This is a genomic window from Pseudomonas fluorescens (genome assembly GCF_019212185.1).
GTDB lineage: Bacteria > Pseudomonadota > Gammaproteobacteria > Pseudomonadales > Pseudomonadaceae > Aquipseudomonas.
This window is the reverse complement of sequence record NZ_CP078138.1, coordinates 3,627,499-3,642,586: the sequence shown is the minus strand read 5'-3', so window position 1 is coordinate 3,642,586 and position 15,088 is coordinate 3,627,499. Positions and strand designations below refer to the sequence as shown.

The 15,088-nt window shown below is 62.8% G+C and carries 14 protein-coding genes; 7 read left to right on the top strand and 7 right to left on the bottom strand.

Features of this window, described 5'->3' with window-relative positions:
* The first annotated feature begins 29 nt into the window (after positions 1 to 29).
* Positions 30 to 911, top strand: a complete 882-nt coding sequence (ptrR, locus tag KW062_RS16310) for a putrescine utilization regulator PtrR (RefSeq protein WP_105755440.1) — start codon at positions 30 to 32, stop codon at positions 909 to 911.
* Here the strand turns inward: ptrR and KW062_RS16305 are convergent.
* Positions 905 to 2,239, bottom strand: a complete 1,335-nt coding sequence (locus tag KW062_RS16305) for an aminotransferase-like domain-containing protein (protein ID WP_105755441.1) — start codon at positions 2,237 to 2,239, stop codon at positions 905 to 907. The genes ptrR and KW062_RS16305 overlap by 7 nt on opposite strands.
* An 88-nt stretch (positions 2,240 to 2,327) precedes the next feature.
* Here KW062_RS16305 and KW062_RS16300 point away from each other — a divergent pair, with 88 nt between their 5' ends.
* Positions 2,328 to 2,942, top strand: a complete 615-nt coding sequence (locus KW062_RS16300; protein WP_027618269.1) for a DJ-1/PfpI family protein — start codon at positions 2,328 to 2,330, stop codon at positions 2,940 to 2,942.
* Here the strand turns inward: KW062_RS16300 and KW062_RS16295 are convergent.
* The 5 genes from KW062_RS16295 to KW062_RS16275 all read right to left on the bottom strand — a co-directional run bounded on the left by KW062_RS16295 (position 2,908) and on the right by KW062_RS16275 (position 6,753).
* A complete protein-coding gene (locus KW062_RS16295) occupies positions 2,908 to 3,372 on the bottom strand; it encodes a GNAT family N-acetyltransferase (protein ID WP_105755442.1) in 465 nt (154 codons plus the stop codon). The genes KW062_RS16300 and KW062_RS16295 overlap by 35 nt on opposite strands.
* Positions 3,369 to 3,905, bottom strand: a complete 537-nt coding sequence (locus KW062_RS16290; RefSeq protein ID WP_105755443.1) for a cysteine hydrolase family protein — start codon at positions 3,903 to 3,905, stop codon at positions 3,369 to 3,371. Before KW062_RS16290 ends, KW062_RS16295 begins: the two co-directional genes overlap by 4 nt.
* A 261-nt stretch (positions 3,906 to 4,166) precedes the next feature.
* Positions 4,167 to 4,841: a DUF3313 domain-containing protein gene (locus tag KW062_RS16285; RefSeq protein WP_105755444.1), complete on the bottom strand. Its 675-nt coding sequence runs from the start codon at positions 4,839 to 4,841 to the stop codon at positions 4,167 to 4,169.
* A 55-nt stretch (positions 4,842 to 4,896) separates the two neighbouring features.
* A complete protein-coding gene (locus KW062_RS16280; RefSeq protein ID WP_105755445.1) occupies positions 4,897 to 6,174 on the bottom strand; it encodes an OmpP1/FadL family transporter in 1,278 nt (425 codons plus the stop codon).
* A gap of 150 nt (positions 6,175 to 6,324) precedes the next feature.
* Complete coding sequence (locus tag KW062_RS16275; protein WP_027618274.1) at positions 6,325 to 6,753, bottom strand: hypothetical protein; 429 nt, start codon at positions 6,751 to 6,753, stop codon at positions 6,325 to 6,327.
* Between the two features lie 326 nt (positions 6,754 to 7,079).
* Here KW062_RS16275 and KW062_RS16270 point away from each other — a divergent pair, with 326 nt between their 5' ends.
* From KW062_RS16270 to KW062_RS16250, 5 genes are all read left to right on the top strand, one after another.
* A complete protein-coding gene (locus tag KW062_RS16270) occupies positions 7,080 to 9,308 on the top strand; it encodes an LTA synthase family protein (protein ID WP_105755446.1) in 2,229 nt (742 codons plus the stop codon).
* A gap of 274 nt (positions 9,309 to 9,582) precedes the next feature.
* Positions 9,583 to 10,095, top strand: a complete 513-nt coding sequence (fae, locus tag KW062_RS16265) for a formaldehyde-activating enzyme (RefSeq protein WP_105755447.1) — start codon at positions 9,583 to 9,585, stop codon at positions 10,093 to 10,095.
* A gap of 10 nt (positions 10,096 to 10,105) precedes the next feature.
* Positions 10,106 to 11,140, top strand: a complete 1,035-nt coding sequence (locus KW062_RS16260) for an aldo/keto reductase (protein ID WP_105755448.1) — start codon at positions 10,106 to 10,108, stop codon at positions 11,138 to 11,140.
* A complete protein-coding gene (locus KW062_RS16255) occupies positions 11,137 to 12,585 on the top strand; it encodes an NAD-dependent succinate-semialdehyde dehydrogenase (protein WP_105755449.1) in 1,449 nt (482 codons plus the stop codon). Before KW062_RS16260 ends, KW062_RS16255 begins: the two co-directional genes overlap by 4 nt.
* Before the next feature lie 97 nt (positions 12,586 to 12,682).
* Positions 12,683 to 14,047, top strand: a complete 1,365-nt coding sequence (locus tag KW062_RS16250; protein ID WP_105755450.1) for an MFS transporter — start codon at positions 12,683 to 12,685, stop codon at positions 14,045 to 14,047.
* A gap of 103 nt (positions 14,048 to 14,150) precedes the next feature.
* On the opposite strand, the gene KW062_RS16245 is transcribed toward KW062_RS16250, so the two are convergent.
* A complete protein-coding gene (locus tag KW062_RS16245) occupies positions 14,151 to 15,026 on the bottom strand; it encodes a LysR substrate-binding domain-containing protein (RefSeq protein WP_105755451.1) in 876 nt (291 codons plus the stop codon).
* Positions 15,027 to 15,088: the final 62 nt, after the last annotated feature.

Below are 15,088 nucleotides of genomic sequence, written 5' to 3'. Positions count from 1 at the left end.
GAGTCTATCGTTCACGTTTGGAGAATGAAGTGGATCTGGTTCAGTTGGAAATCTTCAAGGCCGTGGCCGAACACGGCAGCATCAGCGCCGCCGCCCAGCAGATCCACCGGGTTCCGTCGAACCTGACCACGCGCATCAAGCAACTGGAGCAGGACTTGGGCGTCGATCTGTTCATCCGCGAGAAAAGCCGCTTGCGCCTGTCGCCGGCGGGCTGGAGTTTTCTCGACTATGCCCGACGTATTCTCGACCTGGTGCAGGAAGCCCGGGCCACGGTGGCCGGCGAAGAACCCCAGGGTGCGTTTTCCCTCGGCTCGCTGGAAAGCACCGCGGCGGTGCGCATCCCCGGACTGCTGGCGGCCTATAACCAGCAGTACGCCAAGGTCGAGCTGGACCTGTCCACCGGGCCCTCCGGAACCATGATCGACGGCGTGCTCTCCGGGCGGCTGGTGGCGGCCTTTGTCGACGGTCCGGTGTTGCACCCGGCGCTGGAAGGGGTACCGGCGTTCGAGGAAGAAATGGTCCTGATCGCGCCGCTCAACCACGCGCCGATCCAGCGCGCCCGGGACGTCAATGGCGAGAGCATCTATGCCTTTCGCGCCAACTGCTCGTACCGTCATCACTTCGAAAGCTGGTTCAGCAAGGACGCCGCAGTGCCGGGGCGGATCCATGAAATGGAGTCCTATCACGGCATGCTCGCCTGCGTCAGTGCCGGCGCCGGGCTGGCGCTGATGCCGCGCAGCATGCTCGAGAGCATGCCCGGTTGCAGCACCGTGAGTATCTGGCCGCTGAGCGAGGCGTTCCGCTATTTGCGCACCTGGCTGGTGTGGCGCCGGGGCACGGTGTCGCAAAGCCTGACGATGTTTGTGCGCTTGCTCGAAGAGCGTGGCGTGGTGCAGTCGGAGCCTCAATAACTGTGCGCTTCGACCACCCGCCGCACCGTTTGCAACGCGAGTTCCAGGCTGTCCAGCGCTAGCGAGCCGAGGGCCAGGCGGATCGCGTGGGGCATGGCGGTTGAGGTAGCGAAAGGTTCGGCGGTCGACACCGAGACGTTCTCCGCCATCAGCGCCATCGCCACCTGATCGGCGCGCACTTCCTCGCCCAACGTCAGCCAGAGGAAATACGACTGCGGGTGGCCGATGCACGCCAGACCGTGGAGGATCCGCCGGGCCATGGCCTGGCGCTGCGCGGCATCCTCGCGTTTTTGCTGCTCCAGGCGCATGACCGTGCCGTCGTCCAGCCATTGGCAGGCAATCGAGGTCATGACACCGGGGGTGTTCCACACGGTGGCGCGGATGCTGCGTTCCAGGGCGGGTATCCACGCGGGGGGCGCGGCGACAAAGCCGACCCGCAGCCCGGTGGCGACACTCTTCGACAACCCCGACACGTAGACGCAACGCTCAGGCGCCAACGCGGCCAAGGGCGCTGGCGGCTGGTCGGCGAGAAAGGCGTAGGCCGCGTCCTCAATGATCAGCAAGTCATGTTCGCGGGCAATCCGCACCAGGCGTTCGCGCCACTCCAGGCTGGCGACCCAGCCCAACGGGTTGTGCAGGGTCGGCATGCAGTAGACCGCACGCACCTTGCGTTGCCGGCACAGGCGCGCCAGGGCCAGCAGGTCGGGCTCACCGTTGGCGGCGGGAATCGGTGCCAGCTCCAGGCGCTGGGCCTCGGCCAGCACCTTGAACCCGGGGTAGGTGAGGGCGTCGGTGGCGATCAGGTCCCCCGATCGCAGCAGGCCCATCAGGGTCACCGCCAGCCCGTGCTGGGCGCCGCTGACCAGCAGCACCTGCGACTCGTCGACCCTCAGCCCTCGGCACGCCAGATGCCGGGCGACGGCGGTGCGCTCATGGGGCCGTCCGCCATGGGGCTGGTAGCGCAGCAAGGCTTCCAGATCGCCGGAGGTCGCCAGTTGGCGCAAGGCACCGCGCAGCAATTCGGCCTGGCCGGGCAGCGCCGGGTAATTGAAATTCAGGTCCAGCAGGCCAGAAGCCACGGCGTGCTGGTCGACACCGAGGCCGGCGGGCAGGGCGGTCTCGCGGACGAAGGTGCCGCGCCCGGTTTCGCCGCTGACCAGGCCCATGCTTTCCAGTTCGGCGTAGACCCGGGTGGCGGTGGCCAGCGCCAGGCCATGTCGGCCGGCCAGTTCGCGGTGGGTCGGCAGGCGGGTGCCGGGGGACAAACGGCCGCTGCGAATGTCCGCAGCGAAGGCGTCCACCAGCGACTTGTAGCGAGAGCGGGGCATGGGCTTGTATCCAGTACAATTTTTTGATTGTCCTGATTATTCGCCTTAGCCTGAGTCTTCACAACTGCCCATAAAGGAAGAGCTGGCCATGCACATCGCTATCGTCACCTTTGAAGGTTTCAACGAACTCGATTCCCTGATTGCCCTCGGCGTGCTGAACCGGATCAAGACTCCCGGCTGGCGGGTATCGATCGCCAGTCCGACGCTGCGGGTGCGCTCGATGAACGGGCTGTTGATCGAGTCCCAATCGACCTTGCAGCAAGCCAGTGCCGCCGATGCGGTGATCATCGGCAGCGGCGCGCTGACCCGCGAAGCCGTGGCCGACTCGGCGTTGATGGCGCAGTTGCAACTCGACCCCGAACGCCAGTTGCTGGCGGCCCAGTGTTCCGGGGCCCTGGTGCTGGCCAGACTCGGCCTGCTGCACAACGTGCCGGCCTGCACCGACCTGACCACCAAACCCTGGGTCCAGGCGGCGGGTGTCGAGGTGCTGAACCAGGCGTTTTTCGCCCGAGGCAATGTCGCCACCGCCGGCGGCTGCCTGGCCTCGACTTACCTGGCGGCGTGGATCATTGCCCGTCTGCAGGGCGAGGAAGCGGCGCGCAACGCCGTGCACTACGTCGCACCGGTGGGCGAGAAGGAGCACTACGTCGAGCGCGCCATGGCCAATATCACGCCGTACGTGCAGGCAGGTGCTTTTGCATGATGATCGTGCGTTCGGCGCCGTGAAGCTGCTCGCCCCGCACCTCGTAACCAAGCCTGCGGTAAAAGCCCTCGGCGGTCAGCGAAGAGGGCACGCGCAGGGTGTCGATGCCGGCGAGGGTGGCGGCTTGATGAATCGCCGCCATCAATTGCCGCCCAACGCCGCTGCCCTGATGCCGAGGGTCGACGAACACACTGCGTACCACATCGCGGTCGAGGCTGGCGGTGGCGATCACCTGCTGATCGTTGGTCGCCACAAAAACCTGACGCTGCTCGAGCAAGCCGAGGATCGCCGCCGGCGAGAAGTTCGCGGCGACCTGCTCGATGATCTCCGGCGAGTAATCAGCGGCGTTGGACTCACGCAATGCGGCCAACACCACCTGGCTGATGGCGCTGGCATCGGCGGCGCCGGCCAGGCGAATCAGCAGGCTCATGGCTGTTCTCCTCGAGGGAATTGCCAGTCGGCGCTTTGCACCAGTCGGCAGAACGGCCCGGCCAGGGTTGCATTGTGATGGGCGATGATCGCCTCGGCGCTGAGTGTCGCGGTGTCGCTGCAACCATGGGCGTCTTCCACCAGCAGCGCGTCGAAGCCCAGGTCGCGGGCGGCGCGGCAGGTGCTGTCGACGCAGTATTGGGTCTTCATGCCGGCGATCAGCAGCGTCGATACGCCGAGCTCACGCAGGCGCTGGGCGAAGTCAGTGCGGGCAAAGGCGCTGGGGCGGTTTTTTTCAAAGATGATTTCATCGCCCTGCAACGCCAATTCCGGAATCAAACAGGTCAACGGGCTGCCGGGCTCGATCGGTGAGCCGGGCGGGCCGACATGCCTTGCGAGAAACACCGGCGCTCCGGCCTGGTGGGCCTTGTCCAGCATTAGATTGATATTGGCCAGCAGGCCTTCGCCGCGCCAGGGCGCGTCCGAGCCGTGGAACAGGCCGACTTGCATGTCGAGGATCAAGAGTGCGTGCATGGTGCATTTCCTTGCAGTGAAGCCAGCGACAGCAGGGCAATAAAAAGGCCCCGTCCATTGTTGGCGGGGCCTTTGAAGTGACTGTGCCGGCTGGCTCACAGCACCTCTCACGACCCGCCGGGGGCGGTCGTGGTAAAGGTGGTCGAGGTCACGCGGGCTTGATTCATGGGTTTGACAGTAGCGTCTGGCTGGTGCGAAGGCAAGCGCGGCAGTGTCGAAATGCCAGCACCCCGCAAGAGGGGGCTGGCAACTGCGTGAGGCTTAGCGGATAAACGTCTGCAAGTCGCTGTTGAGCTTGGCGATCGCCGCCTTGAAGTCGTTGGCGGTGATTTTCTGGCTGGAGTTCTCCAGGGTTTTGCCGAACAGTTTGCGCACGACCCGAACCACGGTCTGGTTGGTCCGCGCATCCACCAGTTCAGCCTCGATGAACAGCGTGGTGTCCTGGTCGCGGTGACCGGTTGCAGCGCTGGTCGCGCCCACTACGGCGGCAATGGGGACCACTTCGTACCACTTCATGCCTTCGTTGGCGGCGCTGACGCCGGTAATTGCCGCACGCAGGTTGAGGACCTTGGCGCCGGCGGGTGCCGACTGGGCGTTAGGGACGATGCGGTACTTGGTGCCCAGCGTGGCCTTGGCCCCGTTGAACATGTAGTTCTGCAGTTCCGTCAGGGTCTGGCGGTTGACGCGCTCATCGGGCTTGGGGGCCGGGTAGAAGTCCAGCTTGTTGAAAGCCACGGTGTCATAGGCATTGGGGTTCCACGACGGGCTGACCCAGCGCAGGGCTTTGTCACCGCTAGGGGTCGTCACTTCCTCCATGTTGTTGTAGTTGGACAGGAATCCGGAGTACTGGTCCTTCTCGGTAATTTTCGAGGTGCAACCACCCAGCAGCAGGCTGGTCAGTGCGGCGCCGAAGATCAGTTTGCGTGACAAGCTCATAGCATTTGACTCCATGTTTTTAATTGCCTTTGTTCAGGTGTAAGGGGTGGAAGCGTCAGAAACGCCAGGTCATGTTGCCGGTCACGGCTTGAATCCAGGTGTTGTCGAACTGTCCTGAAATTCGATCGCCGGACAGGGATTTACTCTGATCCACCGGCATGTCGCCGAGCCAGACCATGGCCCAGCTGAGGTTGATGTCGGTGTCCTTGTCCAATGCGTAGGTGGCACCGGTGGCCAGGCGCCAGGACTCGGCCATGGGCACCACCACCGAACGATGGCTGTCGGAAACGGCGCTGCTGTCATAGGCCACGCCGACATTCCACAGCCACTGTTCAGTGGCCTGGTATTGTGCGCCCAGTGCCAGTTGGTAGGTGTCCTTGTACTTGGCATCCACGGTGGTCGAACGTGCACCGGCAACGGCGGTGTCGACGTCGATGCCGACTTCGCCGAATTCCGACCAGTCCTGCCAATTCACCGAAGCGAGCAATGCCCACTGCTGGTCGAGTTGCTGGAACAGACTGAGGGTGACGGTCTGCGGCACCTGCATCGACAGCTGGGTGTCGGTGCCATCGAGGCGATCGAGCACCGCGCCATTGCCCTTGACGTCGAGGTTGTCCTTGAAGTCGAGGTCGACCTGGCTGGTATAGGCCAGGCCGATGCGCGTACCGGGTTGCGGGGCGTAGATCACCCCGACGTTGGCGCCATAGCCCCAATCGCTGTCCTTGTATTTGTACTGACCGTCACCGCGATCGAGCAGACCCAGCGGCGATCGGTCGATCGCGGTCTGGGCCTGGAGCATGCCGTACATGGCCTTGACGCCGACGCCCACCGACCACTGATCGTCGAAGCGGTAGGCGACGCTGGGCACCAGGGACAGCCCGGCGATGCTGGAGTTTTGCGCGAAGTAGCGCCCCGACCAGTCGTTGTCGTAGTTGACCGCCAGGCCGAAGTCACCGTAGGAGCCGAAGCCGACACTCCAGTTGTCGTCGAGTTGATGGCTGATAAAAAAGCTCGCGCCAGGGATCGGATCGAGGGCGTTGCCGCTGTTGCTGCCCGAGACGTTGGTGTTGCCGTCGCGGCTGAAACTGATGTCGCCATACAGCACCTGCAGGCCGCCGGTGATCTGCGTGCCCGACAGGTAACTCATGCCGGCGGGGTTGCTGGCGATGGTCGAAGGGCCCTGGGCGCGAGCGGCGGCGCCGGCATTGGCGAGGCCGGCGTTATCGGTGCCGATTTCGTAGAGCATGATGCCGCCGGCATGGGCCTGCTGGGCAACCGCCAGCGACAACAGGGTCAAGCTCACCAACGAGACGCGCGGACGGCCGAAAAGCATGAAGACTCCTTCCCCTTGGGTTTCACGACGCTGCTGATTCGAAATAGCGCTACTGGAGGTTTAGCGTAGGTAGCTATATCGAATTATCCAGTAATGTAATGATTTTTCGTGACCGAACCTTGTCAGCCGTCAACGGCTTTGCCGGTGGAATCAGCGGTACTGGATCACGATCGCCTTGAGCTTGCGCCCGTCGATCTGCTGCGCATCCCGTGCCCACAGCGGGCCGTTGACGTAGATGCCGACCGGCTGGATGCGGTCATACACCACCACCGCTGCGTCTCCGCCAATCTTCGCCGCTTCTTCGCGCAGTTTCTGTTCGACATCGGTAATCGGTGGGGCCGGGTCGACGCTGGCGTCGATCAGCACCTCGCCCAGACGAATGTGCGGGCGCAGCGGTTCACTGCGCAGGACCTGGACATTCGCTGCCAGGGTCGGTGCCGGATGGGGCACGCCGACGTAGGCGGTGGTTTGCGCATCGATGCTGCTACAGGCGCTCAACGCCAGCAGCGTGGCACCCAGTGCCGTGGCACAGAGCGAAGCTTTGACGCGGGTGATCAACGGCAGCGCTGGGGTCGACATGCTGGAGTCCCTCTGAGGGTTGAGAGTGATCGACTGCATTGCTGACGTTAGCAGAGCTTGGGATTTTTTCAGCTCGGGCGGGCGACTGCGTGCGAAGGATGGGGTGTGGGCGTCATTAAACAGCCTGAAACAACTTGCCGAGTGCTTGGGGAAGGGCTTTACAGAGTTTTCTTACAGCGCTCTAACCCAAGCTTTACGGACAATTAGCCGGCTTATCGGCGCTCGTGCCATGAGGATCGACCGCTTCGATCGCGACAGGCCTGGAGTTTAAGAGGGTCTTTGTGTGTATCCCTTGGTAACATCGAGCACATCTATATGAAGATTTAATGTCTGGAAGCCTTTTTGTGAAGATTATTCGTCACTGGTTGCAGCGACCACGTGCGCGCCTCGCTGCCCTGATCGGCCTGGTGTTGGTGGTTCCGCTGTGCTTGCGCGCGGCCCTGGGTTGGTCGGACCCGATGGGCTATCTCTCGGACCTGGGGATTGGCAGTTTGCTGGTGGTCTTGCTGCATCGCCGGCCGCTATGGCTGAGTGTGCCGCTGTTACTGGTCTGGGGCCTGTTCAACATTGCCACCGCTGAACTGGTCAGCGCCGTTGGCCGCCTGCCGAATGCCGCCGACCTCAATTACCTGGTCGATCCGCAATTCCTCGAAAAATCCACCAGTGGCAGTTTTGCCCAGCCATGGCTGGCGGCATCGCTGGTGCTGGCGCTGCTCCTGTGGCTGGCGACCCAATGGCTGGGCCGCGCCCAGCCGCAGCCGCGTCTGCCGCGCAGTGCCTGGGCCGCCCCCGTGCTGCTGTTGACCGCCCACTGGGGCGCGCAGTACCTGCACCCGAGCGAAGCCGATCAATGGCGCCAGTTCAACTTGCCGCACCAACTGCTGGCCGCTGCCGTCGGCGATCTGCAGATGCGTGGCGAAGAATGGCTGGAAGGCGACCAGGTAGAGGTGCCGCCACAAATGGCCGGCCTGACCCAGCTCGACCTCGACGGCGAAAAACTCCTGGCCGCCCCAGGGCGCGCGCGCAATGTGCTGATCATCACCCTGGAGGGGATTCCCGGGGCTTATGTCGGGGTCAATCGCGAGGCGCTGAACAGCCGTTATCAGGAAAACCTCATGCCTAACCTCAGCCGTTGGGCCGAGCGCGGCATGAACACCCCGGACTACGTGCTGCACAGCCACCAGACCATTCGTGGCCTGTACGCGATGCTCTGCGGTGACTACGACAAGCTCGACAATGGCACGCCCAAGGGTGTCGAGATGCTGACCCAGACCGAACGCAACCAGGCCTGCCTGCCGGCGCAGTTGCACAAGAACGGTTTCGCCACCCATTACCTGCAGGGCGCCGGCCTGCGCTTCATGGCCAAAGACAAGATCATGCCGCACATCGGCTTCGACGCCACCCATGGCCTGGAGTGGTTCAGCAACAGCAACTACCTGGAATTCCCCTGGGGCAAGGACGACAAGGCGTTCTTCGAGGGCGCGCTGGACTATGTCAGTGGCCTGAAGAAACAGCAGCAGCCGTGGATGTTGACGCTGCTGACCGTTGGCACGCACCAGCCGTACTCGGCGCCGGAAGACTACCTGCAGCGCTACGACACCGCGAAGCAGGCCGCGGTCAGTTACCTCGACGATGCCCTTGGCGCCTTTCTCGATGGCCTGGAGCGCCAAGGCGTGCTCAAGGACACCCTGGTGGTCATCACCTCCGACGAATCCCATGGCATTGACGGCGTGCGCCTGGCCTCGTCCTGGGGCTTCAACCTGACCCTGGCGCCGGAGCAGGCAGAGTTGCCCAAGGTCAAGCACGGGGTCTACGGCCATGTCGACCTGAGCGCCTCGATCCTCGACTACTTCGCCTTGCCGGTGCCGTCCGCCCTCAGTGGCCGCTCGCTGTTTCGCGACTACACCACCGGCCGCGAAATCATGTCGTACACCAACGGCAAGCTGCGCTACCACGACGGCCAGGGCACCCTCACCGAATGCGACTTCCAGCAGCGTTGCCGCTACTACAACAGCGAGGGTTTCATTGCCGAACGCGCCAGTTTCATCGGCCAGTACGGCGGCCTGCGCGCACGGCAGATCACCGCCCGGGCCACGGCCCTGGACCGAACCCTGCTGCGCACCCCGTTGAATCAGCATTATCAATTCGGCAGCTCGGCGATCATCCCGTTGCAGGCGCAAGTCAAGGATGACTGGGCCGACAACCTGATCGGCGCTCAGTACCTGGAAATGCCCAAGGGCTCCCATACCCGGGTGCGCCTGACGGTGCGCGCGGTCGACCCGCAGGAAACCGCCTACATCCTGCTCAAGGCCAAGGAAATGGAGCAGGACGTGCCGCTGGGCCTGCCGGAAGAAATGGTCGTGACCAGCGACCAGCCGCTGCAGATGGACTTCAGCTTCGACAACCCCGAATCGCGCAAGGCGTTCTCCTTCCACTTGCTCGGTTATGGCCTGGGCGCCATCGAAGTCAGTGACTTCACGGTGATCACCGAGGACCCCAGCCAGCCGGAAGTGCTGGACGACTTGCCGGACGAGGGCATCGTGCATTCGAGTTGATTCGCCGCTGTTTCAGGGGGTATGACGCAAGGTCATACCCCCATGACTTTTAATGGTTACAGCCCCTCCAGCCCCCGGTGTTAAAAAATCGCAAACACAGCTCATCAACAACAAAAAAGAGCGTTTGCAGCCATGACTCATCCTCACAGCCCATCCCTTGCCGGCGTCCAGCCGGGCTCTTCGAATAGCGACTTTCGCCACGCCCGGCTGACTGCCTGCGTGCGCGTCTGATCATCCCGAACAATCCCTCTGTGACCTCAAGAGTAACGACCCCATGAAACAACTCGACCTGTACATCGGTGAAGGCTTCGAAGGCCCTGGCGTCAATGCCGCCCACATCAACATCCTGATTGGCCCGCGCAACGGCCCGGCCGGGCAGGCGTTCGCCAACAGCCTGGCCTCGCCAAGCCAAGGCCATTGCCCGTTTATGGTAATCGCCCAGCCGAACATCCCGGTCAAGCCAATGACCCTCTATGTGAACAAGGCCGCGATCAACAGCGACCTGCACGGCAACGCTACCTGGGGCGCGTCCCAGGCCGGTATCGCCAAGGCGGTGCTGGAGGCATTGCTGGACGGCACGTTGCCGCCGGAAGCCGAAGACGAGTGGGCCATCGTCACCGCCAACTGGGTCAACCCGGCCTGCGACGACCTCGATGCGGTCTACCTGAACAACTACAACGCCTGCCGTACGGCGATCCGCGCCGCGCTGACCGGCAAGCCGGAAACCGCCCAGTTGGCCGATGTGGTCAACCACATCAGCAACCCTTTCTACACGCCAAAAGCCTGAGGTCTGAACCATGCAATACATTCGTTTGGGCAACTCCGGTCTTGAAGTCTCGCGCCTGTGCCTGGGCACCATGAACATGGGCACCCCGGACTGGAAACCGTGGATCTTCGATGAAAAGAAAAGCGAGCCGATCGTCAAGCACGCGCTGGACAATGGGGTGAACTTCATCGACCTGGCGGACTTCTATTCCGCTGGCGTCGGTGAAGAAGTGGTGGGGCGCATCGTCAAGCGCCTGGCCCGTCGCGAAGACCTGGTGATCACCACCAAGGTCGGCTACGGCACCCGCAGCGGGATCAACGCCAGCGGTCATTCGCGCAAGCACATCATGGACAGCATCGACGCTTCGTTGAAGCGTCTGGACATGGATTACGTCGACGTCTTCATGCTGCACTACTTCGACGTCAACACCCCGGTCGAAGAGACCATGAGCGCGATGAACGACATCGTGCGCTCCGGCAAGGCACGCTACATCGGCGTCTCGACCATGCTCACCGGGCAACTGGCGAAAATCCTCATGGCCTGCGAGCGCAACGGTTGGGTCAAGCCAATCAACATGCAGCTGCAACTGAACTGCGCCTACCGCGAGGAAGAGCGCGAGATGATTCCGTTCTGCCGCGACCAGGGCCTCGGTGTCTCGGTGTTCAGCCCGCTGGCCCGTGGTTTGCTGACCGGTGACGTGCAGTCGACCCGCAACCAGACCGACTTCTTCACCCAGCAGATGTACAGCGACGAAGCCTCGTTCCAGATCGCTCATTCGGTGCAACGCGTGGCCCGCGCCCGTGGGGTGTCCAATGCGCAGATCGCCCAGGCGTGGGTGGCCAACCATCCGGGTGTCGATTGCATGCTGGTGGGGGCCGACACCACCGAACAATTCGACAGTGCCCTGGCGGCCCTGGAGACCAAACTCGATGCCGAAGAGCTGCACGAGCTGGAACGTAATTACACCCCGTGTGACGTGATCAACGATTACACCGCCGGCAAACGTATCCTGCGTTCGGCCCGTCCTGGCCTGGAGCGCTTCACCCTGACCGAGGCCGTGGCATGAGCGCGTTGATCCGAAACGGCAATTTCATCGATGGGCGCTGGTTTACCGGCGAAGGGGCCAGCGACGGCGCTACTTACCCGGTGCTGAACCCGGCCACCGGCGAGCTGATCGCCGATGTGCACAAGGCCGGTGCCGCCGAAACCAACCTGGCCATCGACGCTGCCAACCGCGCGTTGCCGGCGTGGCGCAAGTTGACCGCCAAGGAACGCAGCCAGCGCATCAAACGCTGGGGCGAATTGATGCTGAGTAACCAGAAGGATCTGGCCACCTTGCTCAGTCGCGAACAGGGCAAACCGTTGGCCGAAGCCATGGGCGAAGTGGTGTACGCCGCGAGTTTCCTCGAGTGGTTTGCCGAAGAGGCCAAGCGTGCCTATGGCGACGTGATTCCGAGCCATAAGGCCGATGCGCGAATCATTGTGGTCAAGGAGGCCATTGGCGTGGTCGCGGCGATCACCCCGTGGAACTTCCCGCTGGCGATGGTCACCCGCAAGGTCGGCCCGGCACTGGCGGCTGGCTGCACGATGATTCTCAAACCGTCGGAAGAAACACCGCTGTCGGCATTCGCCCTCGCGGTACTGGCTGAACAGGCGGGCATTCCGGCCGGCGTGTTCAACGTGGTTTCCGGCGACGCCGTGGCCATTGGCGGCGCCCTGCAAGCGTCCGGCATTGTGCGTAAGCTGTCGTTCACCGGCTCGACCCGCACCGGCAAGTTGCTGATGCGCCAGGCTGCCGACACTCTGAAAAAAGTTTCGCTGGAACTGGGCGGCAACGCGCCGTTCATTGTCTTCGACGACGCCGACATCGACGCGGCGGTCAAAGGCGCCATGGCCTCGAAATTCCGCAACACCGGGCAGACCTGTGTCTGCGTCAACCGCTTCTTTGTCCAGGACGGCGTCTACGAAGCCTTCACCGGAAAACTTGCCGAAGCGGTGGCGGCGATGCGTGTGGGCAATGCCCTGGAAGGCGAAACCGAGCAAGGTCCGCTGATCAATGCGGCAGCACTGGCCAAGGTTGAACTGCACGTCAGCGACGCTTTGGAGAAGGGCGCCAAGCTGCTGTGCGGCGGACGTCGGCATGCCTTGGGTGGCACGTTCTACGAACCGACCATCCTTGCCGAAGCGAGCAGCGACATGCTGATCGCCCAGGACGAAACCTTCGGCCCGGTGGCTGCGTGCTTCCGCTTCAAGGACGAAACCGAAGTGCTGCAACGGGCCAACGACACGCCTTACGGTTTGTCGGCTTACTTCTACAGCCGCGACATCGGCCGCGTCTGGCGCATGGCCGAGGGCCTGGAAGCCGGCATGGTCGGGATCAACGAAGGGATCATCTCCACCGAAGTCGCGCCCTTTGGCGGGATAAAGGAATCGGGCCTGGGACGCGAAGGCTCGAAGTACGGTCTGGAGGATTACCTGGAGATCAAATACCTGTTGATGGGTGGTCTCTAAGGTTTCCCCCGTCCTTTTGTAGGAGCGAGCAAGCTCGCTCCTACAGGGGACATTCTCGGTTTCATTTCTCCATCAATAACAACAACTGGAGATTCACATGTCCGCACAACCGGTAAAAATCGACGACCTGCCCATCGGCCGCTTCCACCTGAAAATCGCCGGCCTGACCTTCGGCGCGCATTTCACCGACGGCTATATCCTCGGCCTGATCGGCATCGCGTTTACTCTGCTCAGCCCGCAAATGCAGCTGGACGCATTCTGGCAGGGCCTGATTGGCGCCTCGGCGCTGATCGGGCTGTTTATTGGCAGCCTGTTCTTCGGCTGGATCTCCGACAAGGTCGGCCGGCAGAAAATTTTCCTGGTCAGCTTCGTGCTGATCACCCTCGCTTCAGTGATGCAGTTTTACGTTGAATCGGCGATGGCGCTGTTCCTCTGCCGGGTATTGATCGGCATCGGCCTGGGCGGTGACTTCAGTGTCGGCCACGCGATGCTTGCCGAGTTTGCGCCGAAGAAACACCGTGGCGTGTTGCTCGGATCGTTCAGCGTGATCTGGACCTTTGGCTATGTCGCCGCCACTTTCGTCGGCACCGCCATGCTCAGTCTCGGTGACGACGCCTGGCGCTGGATGTTGGCCTCGTCGGCAATCCCGGCGGCATTGATCCTGATCGCCCGCATCGGCACCCCGGAATCGCCACGTTGGTTGGTCAACCAGGGGCGGATCGCCGAGGCTCGGGCGATCGTCAAGAAGCACCTCGGTGCGCACGTTGAGCTCGACGAAACCCCAGCCAGCGAAACTCGGTCCGGCTATGCCGTGCTGTTCAGCCCTGAGTACCGCAAACGCACCGCGTTCAACTGCCTGTTCTTCGTCTGCATCGTCATGCCGTACTTCGCGATCTACACCTTCCTGCCGTCGATCCTGCAGAAGATGGGCCTGGCCGAGGGCTTCGGTACTGAGTTGATGCTCAACATGCTGCTGATCCTTGGCGCGTTGATCGGTATCTGGTGCACGGTGAAGTTTTCCCGTCGAGGGTTCCTGATCAACTCGTTCATCATCCTCGCGGTTGCCTTGTTCATGCTCGCGGTATTGCCGAGCAGCGCGGCCTGGCTGATGGTCCTGGTATTTGGCCTGTTTACTCTGGTGCTGTCGGCGGTGAGCAACCTGGTGGGGGTATTCCCGGCCGAAAGCTTCCCGACCGAAGTGCGTGCCAGCGGCATCGGCCTGGCCACGGCGGTCAGCCGCTTGGGCTCGGCGGTCAGTACCTTCCTGTTGCCGGTCAGCGTCGCGGGCATCGGCCTGAGTCCGACCATGGGCATCCTTGCCGCGATCCTGGCTTTCGGCGCGCTGATCTCCTGGGCCTGGGCGCCGGAAACCAAGTCGCTGACATTGAGCCAGGCGTGCAAGGCGCAGAGCCCGGTGGAGGGGGGAGTGTCGGTGTCGGCAAAGGCTGCCGCTTCGGTCTGACAGTGAGCCAGCCCGCTGGCGATGAAATTGATGCGGTGGTACAGATGGCCCCTTCGCTGCGATGCGGCGGCCCGACGAGCCAGCTCCTACAAGGGGATGGGTGTTAGGGATTGCTCACCAACCCCAGCCACTCGGTAAACAACCGCACCTTCGACAAGCCCTGCTTGTCGTTGGGTACATCCAGCCAATAGCCATAAGGGCCGATCACCTCCACGGCGGTGATCGGCAGCAGGCTGCCGTTGGCAAGTTCCTTCTCGATCATCTGCCGGTCGATCACCGCCAGACCACCCCCCGCCAGTGCCGTGTGGATCACCTGATCCAGGGTGCTGAATTCCAGGCCTTGAGCGGCATCGACGTCGTCCCGGCCCATAGCCTCCAGCCAGTTCTCCCAGACCTTCAAACGCTTGCCATCATGAAGAATGTGCAGCAGCGGAAACTGCCGCAGATCCGGAGCCTGACCATCGCTGAACAGCTCCGGGCTGGCCACAGCGATATGTCGCTCCATCACCAGCAGTTGGCTGTGGCAATGGCTGGCGGCTTCGAGGCCAAAGCGGATGTGGCAGTCGACCTCCGTCAGGCTGTCGTGGCTGCCCTGGCTGGTCACGCTCAGACTGATATCCGGATAGCGCTGACAAAATACCCGCAAGTGCGCCGAGAGCCAGCGGGTGGCCCAGGTCGGCGGCGCGAGAATACGCAGGCGCTGGCGCAGGTTAGGCACGCGCACGGCTTGCAGGGCGCGTTCGATGTGGTCGAAGGCGCTGCTCAGGTGCGGGGAAAGGGCGAGGCCGGTTTCGGTCAGCGACAGGCCCTGGGGCGTGCGAATAAACAGGGCGACGCCAAGATAATCTTCAAGCTGCTTGATCTGCCGGCTGACGGCGCCCTGGGTGACGTTGAGGCCCACGGCTGCCTGGCTGAAACTGCGATGCCGCGCGACTTCTTCAAAGACGCGCAGCATGTTGAGTGAGGGCAGTTGACGCATGAAAGAAGGGCTCCGTACCAGCCTTTTATGTTGTTCTTTGGCTGGTAGCTGTACGAAAAATC